This is a genomic window from Kocuria sp. UCD-OTCP, assembly GCF_000349605.1.
In the GTDB taxonomy this organism is placed as follows: Bacteria; Actinomycetota; Actinomycetes; order Actinomycetales; family Micrococcaceae; genus Kocuria; species Kocuria rosea.
The window spans coordinates 120,012-134,829 of the sequence record NZ_AOSQ01000010.1; the positions used below are offsets into that span (position 1 = coordinate 120,012).

At 73.6% G+C, this 14,818-nt stretch carries 16 protein-coding genes; 8 read left to right on the forward strand and 8 right to left on the reverse strand.

Going from position 1 to position 14,818, the window contains the following annotated elements; all coding sequences use genetic code 11:
* The first annotated feature begins 94 nt into the window (after positions 1 to 94).
* The gene (locus H488_RS23275; protein WP_017832519.1) at positions 95 to 772 is read left to right on the forward strand and encodes a Crp/Fnr family transcriptional regulator; all 678 of its coding nucleotides are present in this window, start codon (positions 95 to 97) and stop codon (positions 770 to 772) included.
* 78 nt (positions 773 to 850) lie between these two features.
* Here H488_RS23275 and H488_RS23280 read toward each other — a convergent pair whose 3' ends face one another.
* From H488_RS23280 to H488_RS23290, 3 genes are read right to left on the reverse strand one after another with little or no spacing between them, the layout of a single operon-like run.
* Positions 851 to 1,720, reverse strand: a complete 870-nt coding sequence (locus H488_RS23280; RefSeq protein ID WP_017832520.1) for a hypothetical protein — start codon at positions 1,718 to 1,720, stop codon at positions 851 to 853.
* A 40-nt stretch (positions 1,721 to 1,760) separates the two neighbouring features.
* A complete protein-coding gene (locus H488_RS23285; RefSeq protein ID WP_017832521.1) occupies positions 1,761 to 2,246 on the reverse strand; it encodes a RidA family protein in 486 nt (161 codons plus the stop codon).
* Positions 2,247 to 2,285: 39 nt separating this feature from the next.
* Complete coding sequence (locus H488_RS23290; RefSeq protein WP_031282517.1) at positions 2,286 to 2,480, reverse strand: hypothetical protein; 195 nt, start codon at positions 2,478 to 2,480, stop codon at positions 2,286 to 2,288.
* A gap of 91 nt (positions 2,481 to 2,571) precedes the next feature.
* On the opposite strand from H488_RS23290, the gene H488_RS23295 reads away from it, so the two are divergent.
* Together H488_RS23295 and H488_RS23300 are read left to right on the forward strand one after the other, a co-directional pair.
* Entirely contained in the window at positions 2,572 to 4,728 is a 2,157-nt protein-coding gene (locus H488_RS23295; RefSeq protein WP_017832523.1) for a transglycosylase domain-containing protein, read from the forward strand.
* A gap of 23 nt (positions 4,729 to 4,751) precedes the next feature.
* On the forward strand, positions 4,752 to 5,666 hold the full coding sequence (locus tag H488_RS23300; RefSeq protein WP_017832524.1) for a metallophosphoesterase: 915 nt from the start codon (positions 4,752 to 4,754) through the stop codon (positions 5,664 to 5,666).
* A 48-nt stretch (positions 5,667 to 5,714) separates the two neighbouring features.
* Here H488_RS23300 and H488_RS23305 read toward each other — a convergent pair whose 3' ends face one another.
* On the reverse strand, positions 5,715 to 6,293 hold the full coding sequence (locus H488_RS23305) for an RBBP9/YdeN family alpha/beta hydrolase (RefSeq protein ID WP_017832525.1): 579 nt from the start codon (positions 6,291 to 6,293) through the stop codon (positions 5,715 to 5,717).
* Positions 6,290 to 6,448, reverse strand: coding sequence for a hypothetical protein (locus tag H488_RS37385; protein ID WP_017832526.1), 159 nt, complete (start codon positions 6,446 to 6,448; stop codon positions 6,290 to 6,292). Before H488_RS37385 ends, H488_RS23305 begins: the two co-directional genes overlap by 4 nt.
* A gap of 438 nt (positions 6,449 to 6,886) precedes the next feature.
* On the opposite strand from H488_RS37385, the gene H488_RS23310 reads away from it, so the two are divergent.
* The 5 genes from H488_RS23310 to H488_RS23325 all read left to right on the forward strand — a co-directional run bounded on the left by H488_RS23310 (position 6,887) and on the right by H488_RS23325 (position 11,616).
* Positions 6,887 to 8,830, forward strand: coding sequence for an FAD-binding and (Fe-S)-binding domain-containing protein (locus tag H488_RS23310; RefSeq protein ID WP_441295095.1), 1,944 nt, complete (start codon positions 6,887 to 6,889; stop codon positions 8,828 to 8,830).
* Between the two features lie 21 nt (positions 8,831 to 8,851).
* The gene (locus H488_RS38490) at positions 8,852 to 9,574 is read left to right on the forward strand and encodes a hypothetical protein (protein WP_017832528.1); all 723 of its coding nucleotides are present in this window, start codon (positions 8,852 to 8,854) and stop codon (positions 9,572 to 9,574) included.
* Positions 9,575 to 9,642: 68 nt separating this feature from the next.
* Complete coding sequence (locus H488_RS23315; RefSeq protein WP_017832529.1) at positions 9,643 to 10,137, forward strand: MarR family winged helix-turn-helix transcriptional regulator; 495 nt, start codon at positions 9,643 to 9,645, stop codon at positions 10,135 to 10,137.
* Positions 10,138 to 10,142: 5 nt separating this feature from the next.
* Positions 10,143 to 10,565, forward strand: coding sequence for an organic hydroperoxide resistance protein (locus H488_RS23320; RefSeq protein ID WP_017832530.1), 423 nt, complete (start codon positions 10,143 to 10,145; stop codon positions 10,563 to 10,565).
* Positions 10,566 to 10,608: 43 nt separating this feature from the next.
* A complete protein-coding gene (locus tag H488_RS23325; protein WP_017832531.1) occupies positions 10,609 to 11,616 on the forward strand; it encodes an NADP-dependent oxidoreductase in 1,008 nt (335 codons plus the stop codon).
* A 9-nt stretch (positions 11,617 to 11,625) separates the two neighbouring features.
* On the opposite strand, the gene H488_RS23330 is transcribed toward H488_RS23325, so the two are convergent.
* The 3 genes from H488_RS23330 to H488_RS23340 form a co-directional block, all read right to left on the reverse strand.
* Complete coding sequence (locus H488_RS23330; protein WP_017832532.1) at positions 11,626 to 12,324, reverse strand: haloacid dehalogenase type II; 699 nt, start codon at positions 12,322 to 12,324, stop codon at positions 11,626 to 11,628.
* Positions 12,325 to 12,474: 150 nt separating this feature from the next.
* Positions 12,475 to 13,209: an HAD family hydrolase gene (locus tag H488_RS23335; RefSeq protein WP_017832533.1), complete on the reverse strand. Its 735-nt coding sequence runs from the start codon at positions 13,207 to 13,209 to the stop codon at positions 12,475 to 12,477.
* Positions 13,210 to 13,375: 166 nt separating this feature from the next.
* On the reverse strand, positions 13,376 to 14,818 hold a 1,443-nt coding region (locus H488_RS23340; RefSeq protein ID WP_017832534.1), incomplete at its 5' end, for a M28 family peptidase.

Genomic DNA, 14,818 nt, shown 5'->3' on the forward strand with positions numbered 1-14,818 from the left:
AGGTACGTTAGGTCGCTCACACACCGGTGCGGGCGACTCCCGCTGACATCGGCCGCCACGGGCAACGGCCCGGCGGCACATCTTGAGGAGAACCATGGATATCGACGTCCTCCGCCGCGCTCCCCTGTTCGCGTCCCTGGACGACCAGGCCTTCGCCGCCCTCACCGAGGAGCTCACCGAGGTCGACCTCTCGCGCGGCTCCACGCTGTTCCACGAGGGCGATCCGGGCGACCAGCTGTACTTCATCATCTCGGGCAAGATCAAGCTCGGCCGCACCGCCCCGGACGGCCGCGAGAGCCTCGTGGCGATCATGGGCCCGGGCGAGCTGTTCGGCGAGATGGCGCTGTTCGACCCGAGCCCGCGCTCCACGTCCGCGACCGCCGTGTCCGAGACGCGCCTGGCCGGGCTCAAGCACGAGAACCTCAAGAAGGTCATCGAGCGCTCCCCCGACGTCTCCGCGCAGCTGCTGCAGGCCCTGGCCCGCCGGCTGCGGCGAACCAACGAGAGCCTCGCCGACCTGGTCTTCTCCGACGTGCCCGGCCGGGTGGCGAAGGCGCTGCTGGACCTGGCCGACCGGTTCGGCCGGCCCGCCACCGACGGCATCCTCGTGGCGCACGAGCTCACCCAGGAGGAGCTGGCCCAGCTCGTCGGCGCGTCCCGCGAGACCGTGAACAAGGCGCTGGCCGAGTTCGTCCAGCGCGGCTGGATCCGGCTCGAGGCGCGCGCCGTGGTGATCCTCGACCTGCAGCGGCTCAAGCAGCGCAGCCGCTGAGTCCTGCCCCGGCACCGGGACGGCCCGGTCACCCTCGCGGGTGACCGGGCCGTCCGCGTGTGCGGGCGCGGTGGCGGCTCAGGTCAGGTCGAGGCGCAGCACGGGCCGGCCGTCGTGCACCTCGAGCACCGGGTTGCGCGCCACCACGGCCCGCTTCTTGGCCAGGAAGGCGATCGCCGAGGTGCACTCGGCGACCGACTCGAGCACGCACTGCACGCCGGGCGAGGAGAGGTCGTCGATCGTGCGGCCCACGGTGTCCTCCTGCCCCACGAGGTCCCCGAGCCAGCTGCCCGCCGGGTCGGCCACGGCCTGCGCGGCGTCCACCCAGCGGCCCCAGACGCCCTTCGACTCGAGCACGGACGGGGCCTGCCCGTCGGGGACCACCGCGGTGAAGTAGTGGATGTCGTACCGGCGGTGGGCGAAGTCGGAGGTGATCCAGTGCGCGAGGGGCTTGAGCAGGTCGGAGCGCAGCACGAGCCGGCGCCGGCCGAGGACCTGGGCGAGGGACACGTCCCCCACGGCGAGCGCCTCCCGGGAGCGCATCCACTCGGCGCCCTCCACCGACTCGACGGTGCTCATCGTGTCCGACCCGGCCAGCAGGACGCCGGTCTCCTCGAACGCCTTGCGGACCGCGGCGACCACGGTGCGCCGCGCCCGGCCGAGGTCGTCCTCGACGCCGAGCCTGCGCGCCCAGTCCGCGGGGCTGGGCCCGGCCCAGTCGAGGGGCTCGTCGTCGTGGGGCTCGAGGGTCCCGCCGGGGAACCCGACGGTGCCGAGCGGTGAGTTGCCCGGGCGGTACTTGAGGTAGGTCTCCACGCCGTGCTCGCCGTCCCGCACGAAGACCACCGCGGCGGCGGGCGAGGGGGCGCTGCCGGGGATGCCGGCACCCCGCTCGAGCCAGGCCTGCGCGGCCCCGCGCTGGCCCTCCGGGATCTCGAACCAGCGCACGGCCGGCGGGCGGCCCTGTCGCGGGGGCGGGGGCTGCGAATCAGCGGAACTCGGCAACGAGCTCCACCTCGACCGGCGCGTCGAGCGGCAGGACCGCGACGCCCACCGCGGAGCGGGCGTGCACCCCGGCGTCGCCGAAGATCCGGCCCAGCAGCTCGGAGGCGCCGTTGATCACGCCGGGCTGGCCGGTGAAGCCGGGGTCGGAGGCCACGAAGCCGACGACCTTGACGACCCGGACCACCCGGTCCAGGTCCCCGACGGCCTCCTTGACCGCGGCCACGGCGTTGAGGGCGGCGCGGGCCGCGAGCTCGTGGGCCTCCTCGGGGGAGACGGTGCCCGCCGCCCCGGACGCGGACACCTTGCCGGCGGCGGGCAGCTGCCCGTCCACGAAGGGCAGCTGGCCCGAGGTGTGCACCCACGAGCCGGTGACCACGGCGGGCACGTAGGCGGCCACGGGGGCCGCGACGGCCGGGAGCTCGAGGCCGAGCTCGGCGATGCGGGATTCGACGGCGGAGCCGTTGCTCATGGAAGTCCTCCGGTGTGGTGGGGCTGCGGTGTCCGGGCGTCAGCCCTTGGGGCGCTTGAAGTAGGCGATGGGGTTGGTCTGGACGGGGGCGTTCACGTTGCCCGCCGGGACGTCGGCGGGGGTGCTGCCGGGGAGCACGGTGACGAGCTCCCACCCGTCGTCGCCCCAGTTGTCGAGGATCTGCTTGGTGGCGTGGATCATGAGCGGCACGGTGGCGTATTCCCAGGTAGTCATGGCCCCAGCGTAGCCACGAACGCGGGGACGCGCTCCGCCGTGACGGGCCGCACACCGGCTGCGGCCAGGTTCGCGCTTGTAGACTGTCCGAATGGCTTCCCGCAAGAACCCTGCCACGCAGGCACCGTCAGCCCTGGGCAACGTCGTGGCGTTCATCGCCACGAGCGTCGTTGCCGGCATCGTGGCCGCCGGTCTCCTGGTCCCCCCCGCAGCCGCCACCGGTCTCGCCGCCAACGCCTCCATCGGGTGGTTCAAGGACCTCCCGGCCCAGATGGAGGCGGGGCCGATGTCGCGCGCCTCCACCGTGGTGGCGCGGGACGGGACCGAGATCGCCACGTTCTACGCGCAGAACCGCACCCCTGTGTCCCTGGACGAGATGTCCCCGCACATGAGTGCCGCGATCCTCGCGATCGAGGACCGCGACTTCTACGAGCACGGCGGCGTGGACCTCGGCGGCATCCTGCGCGCCCTGGGCAACAACATCATCCGCCCGGACGCCCGCCAGGGCGCGTCGACCATCACGCAGCAGTACGTGAACAACCTGCTCATCGACTCCCAGGTCCGCGCCGGCGAGGAGGCCACCACCATCGGCGCCGACAAGGGCTACACGGACAAGATCAAGGAGATCAAGCTCGCCCTGTCCATGGAGCAGGAGCTGAGCAAGGACGAGATCCTCGAGGGCTACCTCAACATGGTGCTCTTCGGCGGGCAGAACTACGGCGTGGAGGCGGCGGCCCAGTACTACTGGGGCATCCCGGCGTCCGACCTGAGCGTCTCCCAGTCCGCCGTCCTGGCCGGGATGGTGCAGTCCCCCAACTACTACGACCCGGCCGCGAACCCGGAGGCGGCCACCGAGCGGCGCAACATCGTGCTGGACACGATGCTCACCACCGGGGCCATCACCCAGGAGGAGCACGCGGCCGCGGCCGCCGAGCCCATCGAGGTGGACCCCAACCCCACGAACTCCGGGTGCACGGCCGCCGAGGTCGCCCCCTACTTCTGCGACTACGTGGAGAACTCCATCCTCCAGGACTCGGCGTTCGGCGAGACCCCCGAGGAGCGGCTCAAGACCCTGCAGCTCGGCGGGCTCACCATCACCACCACGCTCGACGTCGAGGCCCAGCGGGTGGCCGAGGAGTCGGTCAACGAGACCCAGCCCCGGGACGACAACCCGGACAACGTCTCCACCGCGCTCGTCTCCCTCGAGCCGACCAACGGCGACATCGTGGCGATGGCGCAGAACACCTACTACTCCACCGGCGAGGGCGCCTCCAACACCACGTACAACTTCAACGTGGACTCGTGGATGGGCGGGGCCGGCGGCTTCCAGGTCGGCTCGACCTACAAGCCGCTGACGTACGCCGCGTGGATCGACGCCGGCAACGGCGCGGAGGACGAGATCGACGCGACCCGCACCCGGTGGCCCGCAGACCACCGGTGGAAGGCCTCGTGCCTGGAGCGCGGGTACAAGATCGAGCCCGGCAACAACGGCGAGGGCTTCGAGATCCAGAACGCCGAGTCCGGCTACACCCGCGAGATGGAGGCCGACTTCGGCCTGTACAACTCGATCAACACCGCGATCTACGCGATGGCCGAGGACCTCGACCTGTGCGACATCGGGGAGATCTCCGAGTCCCTGGGCATCGTCAACGGCAAGAACGGCGAGCCCGTGGACACCACGGTCCTCGCGTCCCTGCTGGGCGGCTCCGTGGACATCTCCCCCATGACCATGGCCCGGGCGTACTCGGCGTTCGCCAACCGCGGCGAGATGTGCGAGCCCCGCGCCCTCGAGCGGGTCGTGGACTACACCGGCAAGGAGTACGACATCCCCGAGACGTCCTGCGAGCGCGTGATCAGCGAGGACGTGGCCGACGGCGTGAACTTCGCGCTCAACCAGACCCTGATCCGCGGCTCCGGCTGGCAGCGGGAGATCGGCCTGCCGGGCGCCTCCGCCGCCAAGACCGGCACCACCGACAACTCGACCCAGACGTGGATGATCGGCTACACCCGCGGCCTGGCCACCGCGTCCTGGGTCGGCAACTACGAGTTCGGCTCCCGGTCCCTGAACGGGCTGTCGATCGGCGGGGAGCGCACCGAGGGCGACGACTGGGTGGACGGCTCCACCTACGCCGGCGGCCAGTGGCAGCGGTTCATGGAGGAGGTGGCCCGGGACTACGACACGGACGAGTTCGAGGAGCCCTCCGACCGCGTGCTCGAGGGCCGCAACGGCACCTCGGAGCCCGGCTGAGGCCGGGAGCGGGAGTGGATCGCGTGCACACCCCCCGGGGCGCCGTCGCGCCCGCCCTGCGGACCGCCGCCGCCGTGACGGCGGCCGGTGCCGGGGCGGCGGCGGGCCTCGGCGCGTGGGGCGTCGTCGTCGAGCGCCGCCGGTTCCAGCTGCGCACGGAACGGCTCCGGCTGCTGCCGGAGGGCAGCGCGCCGCTGCGGATCCTGCACCTGTCGGACCTGCACGTCTGGCCGGGCCAGCGCGCCGTGCGGGAGTTCGTGCACTCGCTCGCGGCGCTGGAGCCGGACCTCGTGGTGGACACCGGGGACAACCTCTCCCACCCCGGGGCGCTGCCGTGGCTGCTGGAGATCCTGGAGCCGCTGTTCCGCTTCCCCGGGGCCTACGTCCCGGGGTCCAACTGCTACTTCGCGCCGCGGCCCAAGAACCCGTTCCGCTACCTGTGGCGGGACACCTCCGGGGAGGGCCGGGACGAGGCGCCCCGGCTGCCCACCCAGGACATGCACGACGCGTTCGACGCCGCGGGCTGGACGCCGCTGATCAACCGCTCCGCCCGGATGGAGGTCGCGGGCCTCACCCTGGACCTGTCCGGGGTGGACGACCCGCACCTGGGCTACGACCGGCACCCCGGCTTCGGTGACCCCGCGACGGCGGACCTGCGCCTCGGGGTGGCCCACGCCCCCTACCTGCGGACCCTGGACCGGTTCGCGGCGGACGGCGCGCAGCTGGTGCTGGCCGGGCACACGCACGGCGGGCAGGTCTGCCTGCCCGGTGGGCGGGCGCTGGTCAGCAACTGCGACCTCGAGCCGGAGCGCTGCAAGGGGCTCATCACCCAGGGCGGGGTGCCGGTCAACGTGTCGGCGGGCCTGGGGACGTCCCGCTTCGCCCCGATCCGGCTGTTCTGCCCGCCCGAGGCCGTGCTGCTGACGCTCACGGACTGAGCGGGCCTCCCCCGGCCGCCTGCACGCCGGCCGCCCGCGCGGGCGCTTTCAGCCGCCGCGCGGCACCAGGGCCTCGAGCACCGCGGGAAGGCGGGTGACGCCGTCGGAGCCGCAGAAGTGCCCCGCCCGCGGCACCACCCGCACGGGGGCGTCGAGCCGCGCGGCGAGCGCCTCGGTGGCGGCCGCCGGCACGGTCGGGTCGTTGTCCGAGCGCAGCACCAGACGACGCCGGGCGCCGGCGCGCACGGCGGAGACGTCCACGTCCTCGGCGAGGAACTCCTCGAGGAGCGGCACGGCCTCGAGCCGTCCCGTGAAGCCGGCCACGAGCACCAGCCCGCCGAGCGTCCACGGCTGGGGCAGACCGGCGAGGTGGCGCAGGATGGTGATGCAGCCCAGGCTGTGGCCCACCAGGTGGGTGTGCGGGTCCGGCTCGCCGACCGCCCGTGCCACGGCGGCCAGCCACGCCCCGGATTCCGGGAAGGACGGCTCCGGCAGCTCCACGACCTCGGTCCGCACGCCCTCGGCGGCGAGCCGGTCGCGCAGCCACGGGAACCAGTGCTGGTCGGGGGCGGCGTCGTAGCCGTGCACCACCACCACCCGGCGGACCTCCGGCTCCGGGCCGCTCACCCGGAGATCTCGGGGACCGCCACGATGATCCGGTGGTTGGTCCTGTCGCACAGGTACATCTCGACCGTGCCCTCCGGCACCGGGCCGCCCTCGGGCCACTGGTCCTCGGGGATCTGGCGCAGGGGCCCGCCGCAGGACGGGCAGATGGGGTCCATGGTGATCTCCTCCAGGGGTCGGCTCCCGGGCCGGCGGGCCCGTGGCCCGAGCTTCCCCCAAAACGACGCCGCCCACAATCCCCCCGCACCGCCCGGGGCCGGCGGACCGGACGGACGCGGGCGCATGGGCGCGCGCACGGGCCCGGTCGGCCGGGTCCCGGCGGCCCCCGCCGGACGGACCGCTGCGGCGCCTGTGGTCACACCATAGGATGTGGCGTGGACCACCCCGGTTGCCCCGCCTCCCCGTCAGGAGATCCCATGACCGCCCCCACCACGCATCCCGTCCCCGCCCCCGAGGCCCTGCTGGAGGAGCTGCGGGCCGGGTGCGGCCGCGACGCGGTGGTGACCTCGGAGCTCGAGCACCGCGCGCTGGCCCACGACGCCTCCCACTACCTGCTGCAGCCCGCGGCGGTGGTGCGCCCGCGCTCGGCCGCGGACATGGGCCACCTCTTCCGCGCGGTCGCCCGCCACGGCCTGGGCCTGACCTTCCGCTCCGGCGGGACGTCCCTGTCCGGGCAGTCCGTGACGGACCAGGTGCTGGTCGACGTCCGGCGGAACTTCCGGGGGGTCGAGGTGCTGGACGGCGGCCGGCGGGTCCGTGTGCAGCCCGGGGCCACGGTGCGGCAGGTCAATGCCCGGCTGGCCCCGTACGGCCGCAAGCTGGGGCCGGACCCGGCGAGCGAGGCCGCGTGCACGATCGGCGGTGTGGTGGCCAACAACTCCTCGGGCATGGCCTGCGGGACCGAGGCCAACACCTATCGGACGCTGGAGTCCCTGGTGTTCGTCCTGCCCTCCGGGACCCGGGTGGACACCGCGGACCCGGACGCCGACCGGCGGCTGCGGGAGCTCGAGCCGGCCCTGCACGAGGGTCTGCTGCGGCTGCGGGACCGGGTGCGCGGCGACCCGGCGTCGGTGCGCACGATCGAGCGGCAGTTCTCGATGAAGAACACCATGGGCTACGGCCTCAACTCCTTCCTGGACCACGACGAGCCGGTGCGGATCCTCGAGCACCTGATGGTCGGCAGCGAGGGCACCCTGGGCTTCGTGGCCCAGGCGGTCTTCCGGACGGTGGAGATCCTGCCGTTCGCCTCCACGGGGCTGCTGGTGTTCCCGGACCTGGCCACGGCCACCCGCACGGTCCCCGCCCTGGTGGCGGCCCGCTCGGCCACGGTCGAGCTGCTGGACGCCACGTCCCTGAAGGTCTCCCAGCGCACGGGACTGGCCCCGGCGCAGATCCTGGACATCGACGTCCGCGACCACGCGGCGCTGCTCGTCGAGTACCAGGGCCGCACGCCCGAGGAGGAGCAGGAGCTCTCGGCGGGTGCCGCCGGACTGTTCCGCACCCTGGACCTCGCAGTACCGCCCGCCCTGACGGACGACCCCGCGGCCCGGGCCGCGCTGTGGACCGTGCGCAAGGGCCTCTACACCACCGTGGCGGGGGCCCGGCCGAGCGGGTCCAACGCGCTGCTCGAGGACGTCGTCGTCCCTGTCGCGGAGCTCGGCGAGACCTGCGAGCAGCTCACGGGGCTCTTCGACGCCCACGGCTACCGGGACTCGGTGATCTTCGGGCACGCCAAGGACGGCAACGTGCACTTCATGCTCAACGAGCAGTTCGACCGCCCGGACCTGCTGGCCCGCTACGAGCGCTTCACCGAGGACATGGTCGCCCTGGTCCTCGACCACCACGGCTCGCTCAAGGCCGAGCACGGCACGGGCCGCAACATGGCGCCGTTCGTGCGCCGGCAGTACGGGGACGAGCTCTACGAGGTCATGGTGGCGCTCAAGCGGCTCGTCGACCCGGGCGCGCTGCTGAACCCGGGCGTGCTGCTCAACGAGGACCCCACGGTGTACGTGCGGGACCTCAAGACCGCGCCCACGGTGGAGCAGGAGGTGGACCGGTGCGTGGAGTGCGGCTACTGCGAGCCGGTCTGCCCGTCCAAGGACCTCACCCTCACACCGCGGCAGCGCATCGTGGGCCGCCGGGAGATCGCGGCGGCCGAGGAGCGGGGGGACACGGAGCTCGCCGGCCGGCTGCGCGCCGAGTACGACTACGAGGGCCTGCAGACGTGCGCCGTGGACGGGATGTGCGTGACGGCCTGCCCCGTGCTCATCAACACGGGGGACCTCGTGCGCCGGCTGCGCGCCGAGGACCACAGCCGGGTCGCGGACGCCGGCTGGGGCGCCGCCGCGCGGGCGTGGGGGGCGACGACGACGGGCGCCGGGCTCGGCCTGACCGCCGCGAAGGCCCTGCCCGCCGCGCTGCCGGCCGCCGCGACCGCCGCGGCCCGGGCCGTCCTCGGCGCCGAGCACGTGCCGCAGTACAAGGCGGAGCTGCCCGCGGGCGGCCCGCCCCGGCCGCACCGGCGGGNGAGGGTGTCCTAAAAGTGATTCGAAAAGGAGGCCGTGTTCTTCCCGGCGTGCATCAACTCGATGTTCGGCACGGCCGCCCGCCCCGGGAGCGGCACGGGCCTGACCGCCTCGGAGGCGTTCCTGGCGCTGTGCGACCGCGCCGGGGTGCACGTCACCGTCCCCGAGGGCATCGGGAACCTGTGCTGCGGGACGCCGTGGAAGTCGAAGGGCCTGCCCACCGGGTACGCCACGATGTCGGAGCGGACGCTGGCCGGGCTGTGGGAGGCGACCCGTCAGGGCGAGCTGCCGGTCGTCTGCGACGCCGCATCCTGCACCGAGGGCCTGGAGACCATGTCCGAGCTGGCGGCGGCGTCCAGCGAGTACCACGCGCTGCGGTTCGTGGACGCGGTGGAGTTCGTGGCGGACCGGGTGCTGGGGCGGCTGACCGTCAGCCGCCCGATCCGGTCCATGTCGCTGCACCCCACGTGCTCGAGCGTGCACCTGGGCATCACCGGCGCCTTCGAGACCCTGGCCCGGGCGATCAGCGAGGACGTGGTCGTGCCGAAGGACTGGGGCTGCTGCGCCTACGCCGGGGACCGCGGCATGCTGCACCCCGAGTTCACGGCCTCGGCCACCGCGGCCGAGGCCCGCGAGGTCACCGGCCGCCGCTTCGACGCCTACGCGTCCCTGAACCGCACGTGCGAGCAGGGCATGACGGAGGCCACCGGCCACCCGTACCGGCACGTGCTCGAGCACCTGGAGGAGGCGACCCGCTGATCCACGCCCTGCTTTTGGTTGTGCACAACTGAGTTGTGCTCAACCGATCCCTGTGCCACCATGGGGTCATGGACGCAGATCTCCGGCTCGACGCGCAGCTGTGCTTCGCGCTCTACGCCGCCTCACGGGCCACGACCGCGGCCTACCGCGAGCCGCTGGCGGAGCTCGGCCTGACGTATCCGCAGTACCTCGCGCTGCTCGCGCTGTGGGAGGGAGACGGCCAGACCGTCTCGGCGCTGGGCTCCCGCCTCCGCCTGGACAGCGGCACCCTCTCCCCGCTGCTCAAGCGGATGGAGACCGGCGGGCTCCTCGAGCGCCGCCGGGGGCACGACGACGAGCGGCGGGTCACCGTCCACCTCACGCCGTCCGGCCACCGGCTGCGCGAGCGCGCCCCGGCCGTGCAGCGGCGCGTCCTGGAGGCCTCGGGGCTGACCGCCGCCGAGATGGAGACGCTGCGGGCCCTGGCCCGGCGGATCGGCGCCCCCGCCGATCCGCACGCCGCGGACCGCCCCGGTGCGGACAGCACCGGAACCCGAACCACCACCACCGACACCCAGGAGTGACCAGCATGGACACCGTCTACACCGCCGAGGCCCTCGCCACCGGCGCCGGCCGCGACGGCCGCACCCGCACCACCGACGGCCGGATCGACCTGGGCCTGGCCGTCCCGCAGGAGATGGGCGGCTCCGGCGACGGCGCCAACCCCGAGCAGCTCTTCGCCGCGGGCTACGCCGCCTGCTTCCACTCCGCGCTGCAGATGGTGGCCCGGCAGGAGAAGGTGAAGCTCGGCGACTCCAGCGTCGGGGCCCGCGTGGGCATCGGCGGCAACGGCCAGGGCGGCTTCGGCCTCGAGGTCGACCTCGAGGTCGTGCTCCCCGACCTCGACCCGGCCACCGCGCAGGCCCTGGCGGACAAGGCCCACCAGGTGTGCCCGTACTCGAACGCCACCCGCGGCAACGTCGACGTCCGCGTGACCGTCGCCGACGACTGATCCCCGCTCCCCCGCTCCCTTCCCTCGACCCCCAGGAGAACCGATGACCCCGCCCACCAGCACCCGCCAGGTCGTGCTCGCCTCCCGCCCCGACGGCACCCCCACCCCCGAGAACTTCCGGCTCGAGGAGGCCGCGCTGCCCGCGCCCGGTCCCGGCCAGGTCGTGGTCGCCAACCGCTGGATGTCCGTGGACCCGTACATGCGCGGCCGGATGAACGACGTGAAGTCCTACGTCCCGCCGTTCCAGGTGGACCGTCCGCTCGACGGCGGCGCCGTGGGCGAGGTCATCGCTTCCTCCGCGCCCGAGCTGCCCGTGGGCGCCACGGTGCTGCACGGGGCCGGGTGGCGGGAGCACGCGCTCGTCGAGGCCGCCTCGGCCACCGTGGTGGACCCCGCCCTCGCCCCGGAGTCGGCCTATCTGGGGGTGCTCGGCATGCCGGGGCTCACCGCGTACGCCGGCCTCATGGCGGCCGCACGGTTCCGGCCCGGGGACACGGTCTTCGTCTCCGGCGCCGCCGGGGCCGTGGGCTCGCTCGTCGGCCAGATCGCAAAGCTCAGCGGCGCCGCCCGCGTGATCGGCAGCGCCGGCTCGCCCGAGAAGGTCGCCCGCCTGCTGGAGCTCGGCTTCGACGCCGCCTTCGACTACCACGACGGCCCGGTGCTCCCCCAGCTGCGGCGCGCGGCGCCCGAGGGCATCGACGTCTACTTCGACAACGTGGGCGGCGAGCACCTGGAGGCCGCGATCTCCGCGCTGAACGTCCACGGCCGCGTGTGCCTGTGCGGGGCGATCTCGCAATACAACGCGACCGAGCCCCCGGCGGCGCCGCGGAACCTGGCGCTGGCGATCGGCAAGCAGCTGAGCCTGCAGGGCTTCCTGGTCAGCGGTCACCAGGACCTGGGCCCGGAGTTCCGCGAGAAGATGGCCGGCTGGCTCGCGGCCGGCGAGATCCGGTGGGACGAGACCGTGCGCGAAGGGCTGGACGACGCCCCGCAGGCGTTCATCGACCTGCTCGCCGGGGCCAACACCGGCAAGATGGTCGTCAAGCTGTGAGCTGAGCCGTCAGGCCGTCAGCTCGGCGCCGCCGGCGGCCAGCCGCGCGGCGAGCTCCCGCACCCCGGACACCCTGAGGTCCGGGGTGCGCGCGTACGTCGGCCAGGGCGAGCCGTGCCGGTCGATCCAGGCCGTGCGCAGCCCCGCCCGGGCGGCACCGTGCAGGTCCCACGGGTGCACCGCGACCATGAGCATCTGCTCCGGCGGCACGCCCCAGGCCCCGCTCGCCCAGGTGTAGGCCTCGGACGCCGGCTTCCAGCAGGGGGCGTCCTCGACGGAGCAGACCTGCTCGAAGTGCTGCCGCACACCCCCGCGCTCGAGCAGGCCCTCGGCGGTGGCCGCGGAGCCGTTGGTGAGGGCCGTGAGCCGGAACCCGGCGTCGGCCAGGGAGCGCACCCCGTCCGGGACGTCCGCGTGCAGGGGCAGCCGCTGCACGGCGTCCAGGACCCGGGCCACGGCGTCCTCCACGTCCCCGGCCGGCGGGTGCAGGGTGAAGAGCGCGCGCGCCGTCTCCTGCCCCAGCACGGAGAACGGCTGGGCCTCGCCGTGGACGGCCAGCGCGAAGCCCTCCCGCAGGACGGAGGCGAACCACGTGGGCGCCAGCTCCCCCGGCACCCCGACCTCCTCGAAGGCGTGGCGCAGGGGGCGCATGTCGGAGAGGGTCTCGTTCACGTCGAACACGAGGACGGGTCTGTCGTCGGTGGTCATTCCGGGGCCTTTCGTTCGCGGTGGTGCGCGGCGCGGTCCGCGCGGGAGCCGGTTTTCGAAGCGCTTTTTCCTGAGTCTAGNGTGAACTTGATTCGTTCCATCTGCGCAGTGTTTAATAATTTGTCATCAACCACAATATTAAATGATGGGTCATGGATTGCAGTAAGTAAAAGTCTTTCGAAAAGGGACGAGCCGGCCCAGGGGACTGTTCTCGAAGTCGTCGAGGAGGGCCTGCGGGTCCGCGTAGACGGCCACGGCCCCGGCCTCGCGCAGCTCCGTCTCGCTGATCCCGCCGCTGGTCAGGCACACGGCGTCGAGGCCGAGTTTCCACGCGGATTCGACATCCCAGCGGGCGTCCCCCACCACGATCGCGTCCTCGGGGCGCAGGTTCCCGGCCTCCAGGGCCGCGGCGAAGATGTCCGGGGCGGGCTTGCTGTGCTCGGCGTCCGTGGCGGTCGTGACCGCCGTGAGCAGGTCGTCCGAGCCGAGGGCCTCCCGCATGGCGGCCACCTCGGTGACGTTCGACGACGACGCCAGCACCACCACGAGCCCCGCGTCGGTGCAGCGGCGCAGCAGCTCGGCGGCGCCGCGGGTGGGCTTGAGCCCCGGCCAGTGGACGGAGAACAGGGCCCCGTGGGCCGCGCCGATGGCGTCGTCCCCGTCCCGGTCCCGGTCCGCGGGCAGCAGCTCGTCGATCAGCTGCTCCGAGCCCATGCCGATGAGCCGGTGGATGCGGTGCATGGGGACGTCGTGCCCGGCCTGGTTGAAGGCGTGCCACCAGGCGACGGTGTGCAGGTAGCTCGAGTCGATGAGGGTGCCGTCGACGTCGAACAGGACGCCGCGCCGGCTCGGCGCCGAGCGGTCGGGGGTCCGGGGAGGAGTCATGGCCTCACCCTCCCACCCGGTGGCCGGGTGAGCAATGGGGCGCGGAGTGGCGGTGGCGGCGCGGGTGCTCCGGGGGGACTTGTCCTGGCTTCGTGGAACGCCACCGCCCCCCGACAACGACTGTGCGGAGGAAGGTCGGGGCCGCCCGGTCCCGACCTCCCGCCGCTCACTGCACCGGCACGTCGTCGGCGGCGCTGTGCGGGCCGCTCCCCTGGTCCGCGGTGGCCGGACCGAGCGGGAGCCCGCGTCCGTCCTGCTGCGCGCTCTCGTCCGCCCCCGTGCCGTCGACGTCCTGGGTGGAGGCCGCGAAGCGCTGGATCACGGCTGCCGCCGCGTCGGTCATCTCCCCCAGTCCCCGGGAGTCGACGTTGGCGAGGTCGTCGCACGCGCCGTGGTAGCAGAAGTCGTAGGCGACCCCGGCGCGGCCGCCGAACAGCGCGGCCTGCTCCGCGGTCTTGATCCCCTCGGCGCCGGTGAACAGACCGCCGGAGGGGACGCCCTCGGCGATGAACGGCCCGTAGTCGCTGCGGCCGCTGAACTCCGTCTCACCGGAGGCCAGGCCCACGGAGCCGAAGTGCTCGTGGAAGGCCGCCTCGATCGCGGCCGAGCCCGCCGGGGCGATCACGGGGCCGTCGGGGCCCTGCACGGGCGGGAACGCGGAGTGGTCGCCGTCGTAGACGAAGCGCCCGTGGTTCGGGGAGCCGATCATGTCGAAGTTCAGGTACACCGCGATGTCCTCCAGCGCGGCGGGGGCGTTGGCCTTCAGGTCCGCGACGTAGTGCTGGGAGCCGCGCAGGCCGAACTCCTCCGCGCCCCACCAGGCGAAGCGCACCGTGTTCGCGGTCTCCGTGCCCGCGAGCGCCTCGGCGATCGCCAGGATCCCCGCGGAGCCCGAGCCGTTGTCGTTGATGCCCGCGCCCTCGGGGACGCTGTCCAGGTGGGCGCCGACCATCACCGTGCTCCCGGACTCGCCCGGGCCCGTCTCGGCGAGGACGTTGAGGGTCTCGCGGTTCTCGGAGACGGTCTGCGCCGTCACGGTCACCTCGCCCCCGCCCAGCAGGGCGGTCCCGGCCGCATGGCTGAGACCGACCACCGGGAGGGTCGTGGCGCCGGGCTCCCCGAGCGTGCCGGCGACCACGCCCTCCTCGCCGGGCAGACCGGTGTTGAAGATCAGCACCGCAGAGGCCCCGGCGGCCTGGGCGTTGGCGGCCTTCACCCCGAAGGTGCACGTGCCCCGCTGGAGCAGGGCCACGCTGCCCGCTGTGAAGCCGGCGAAGTCCTCGGCCTCGCAGCCGCTGGTGCTCGCGGCCGGGGCGCCGGTGGTGTCCACGGCCTGCACCGGGGCGGTCACCGTGCCGGATCCGGAGTAGACCATGACGGCCGCCTCCGCCGCGGTCAGGGTCCGCGGGACACCGCCCGGGCCGGGTACGGCCACGGTGGTCGGGACGACCTCCTGGAAGAACGGGAAGGAGAAGCTCTGGACCCGCGGGGCGTAGCCGGCGGCGCGCAGCCGGCCGACCACGTAGTCCGCGCTGCCCCGGTAGCCCGGGGTGCCCGAAGCCCGGTTGCCGCCGTTGGCGTGGGCAACGGCCTGGAACACCTCGAGGTG

Coding starts and splice junctions, on each gene's coding strand:
- H488_RS23320 (WP_017832530.1), top strand. CDS start 10,143: ATGGACACCGTCTACACCGCCGAGGCCCTCGCCACCGGCGCCGGCCGC.
- H488_RS23285 (WP_017832521.1), bottom strand. CDS start 2,246: ATGAGCAACGGCTCCGCCGTCGAATCCCGCATCGCCGAGCTCGGCCTC.
- H488_RS23290 (WP_031282517.1), bottom strand. CDS start 2,480: ATGACTACCTGGGAATACGCCACCGTGCCGCTCATGATCCACGCCACC.
- H488_RS23335 (WP_017832533.1), bottom strand. CDS start 13,209: ATGACTCCTCCCCGGACCCCCGACCGCTCGGCGCCGAGCCGGCGCGGC.
- H488_RS23295 (WP_017832523.1), top strand. CDS start 2,572: ATGGCTTCCCGCAAGAACCCTGCCACGCAGGCACCGTCAGCCCTGGGC.
- H488_RS23275 (WP_017832519.1), top strand. CDS start 95: ATGGATATCGACGTCCTCCGCCGCGCTCCCCTGTTCGCGTCCCTGGAC.
- H488_RS37385 (WP_017832526.1), bottom strand. CDS start 6,448: ATGGACCCCATCTGCCCGTCCTGCGGCGGGCCCCTGCGCCAGATCCCC.
- H488_RS23330 (WP_017832532.1), bottom strand. CDS start 12,324: ATGACCACCGACGACAGACCCGTCCTCGTGTTCGACGTGAACGAGACC.
- H488_RS23325 (WP_017832531.1), top strand. CDS start 10,609: ATGACCCCGCCCACCAGCACCCGCCAGGTCGTGCTCGCCTCCCGCCCC.
- H488_RS23315 (WP_017832529.1), top strand. CDS start 9,643: ATGGACGCAGATCTCCGGCTCGACGCGCAGCTGTGCTTCGCGCTCTAC.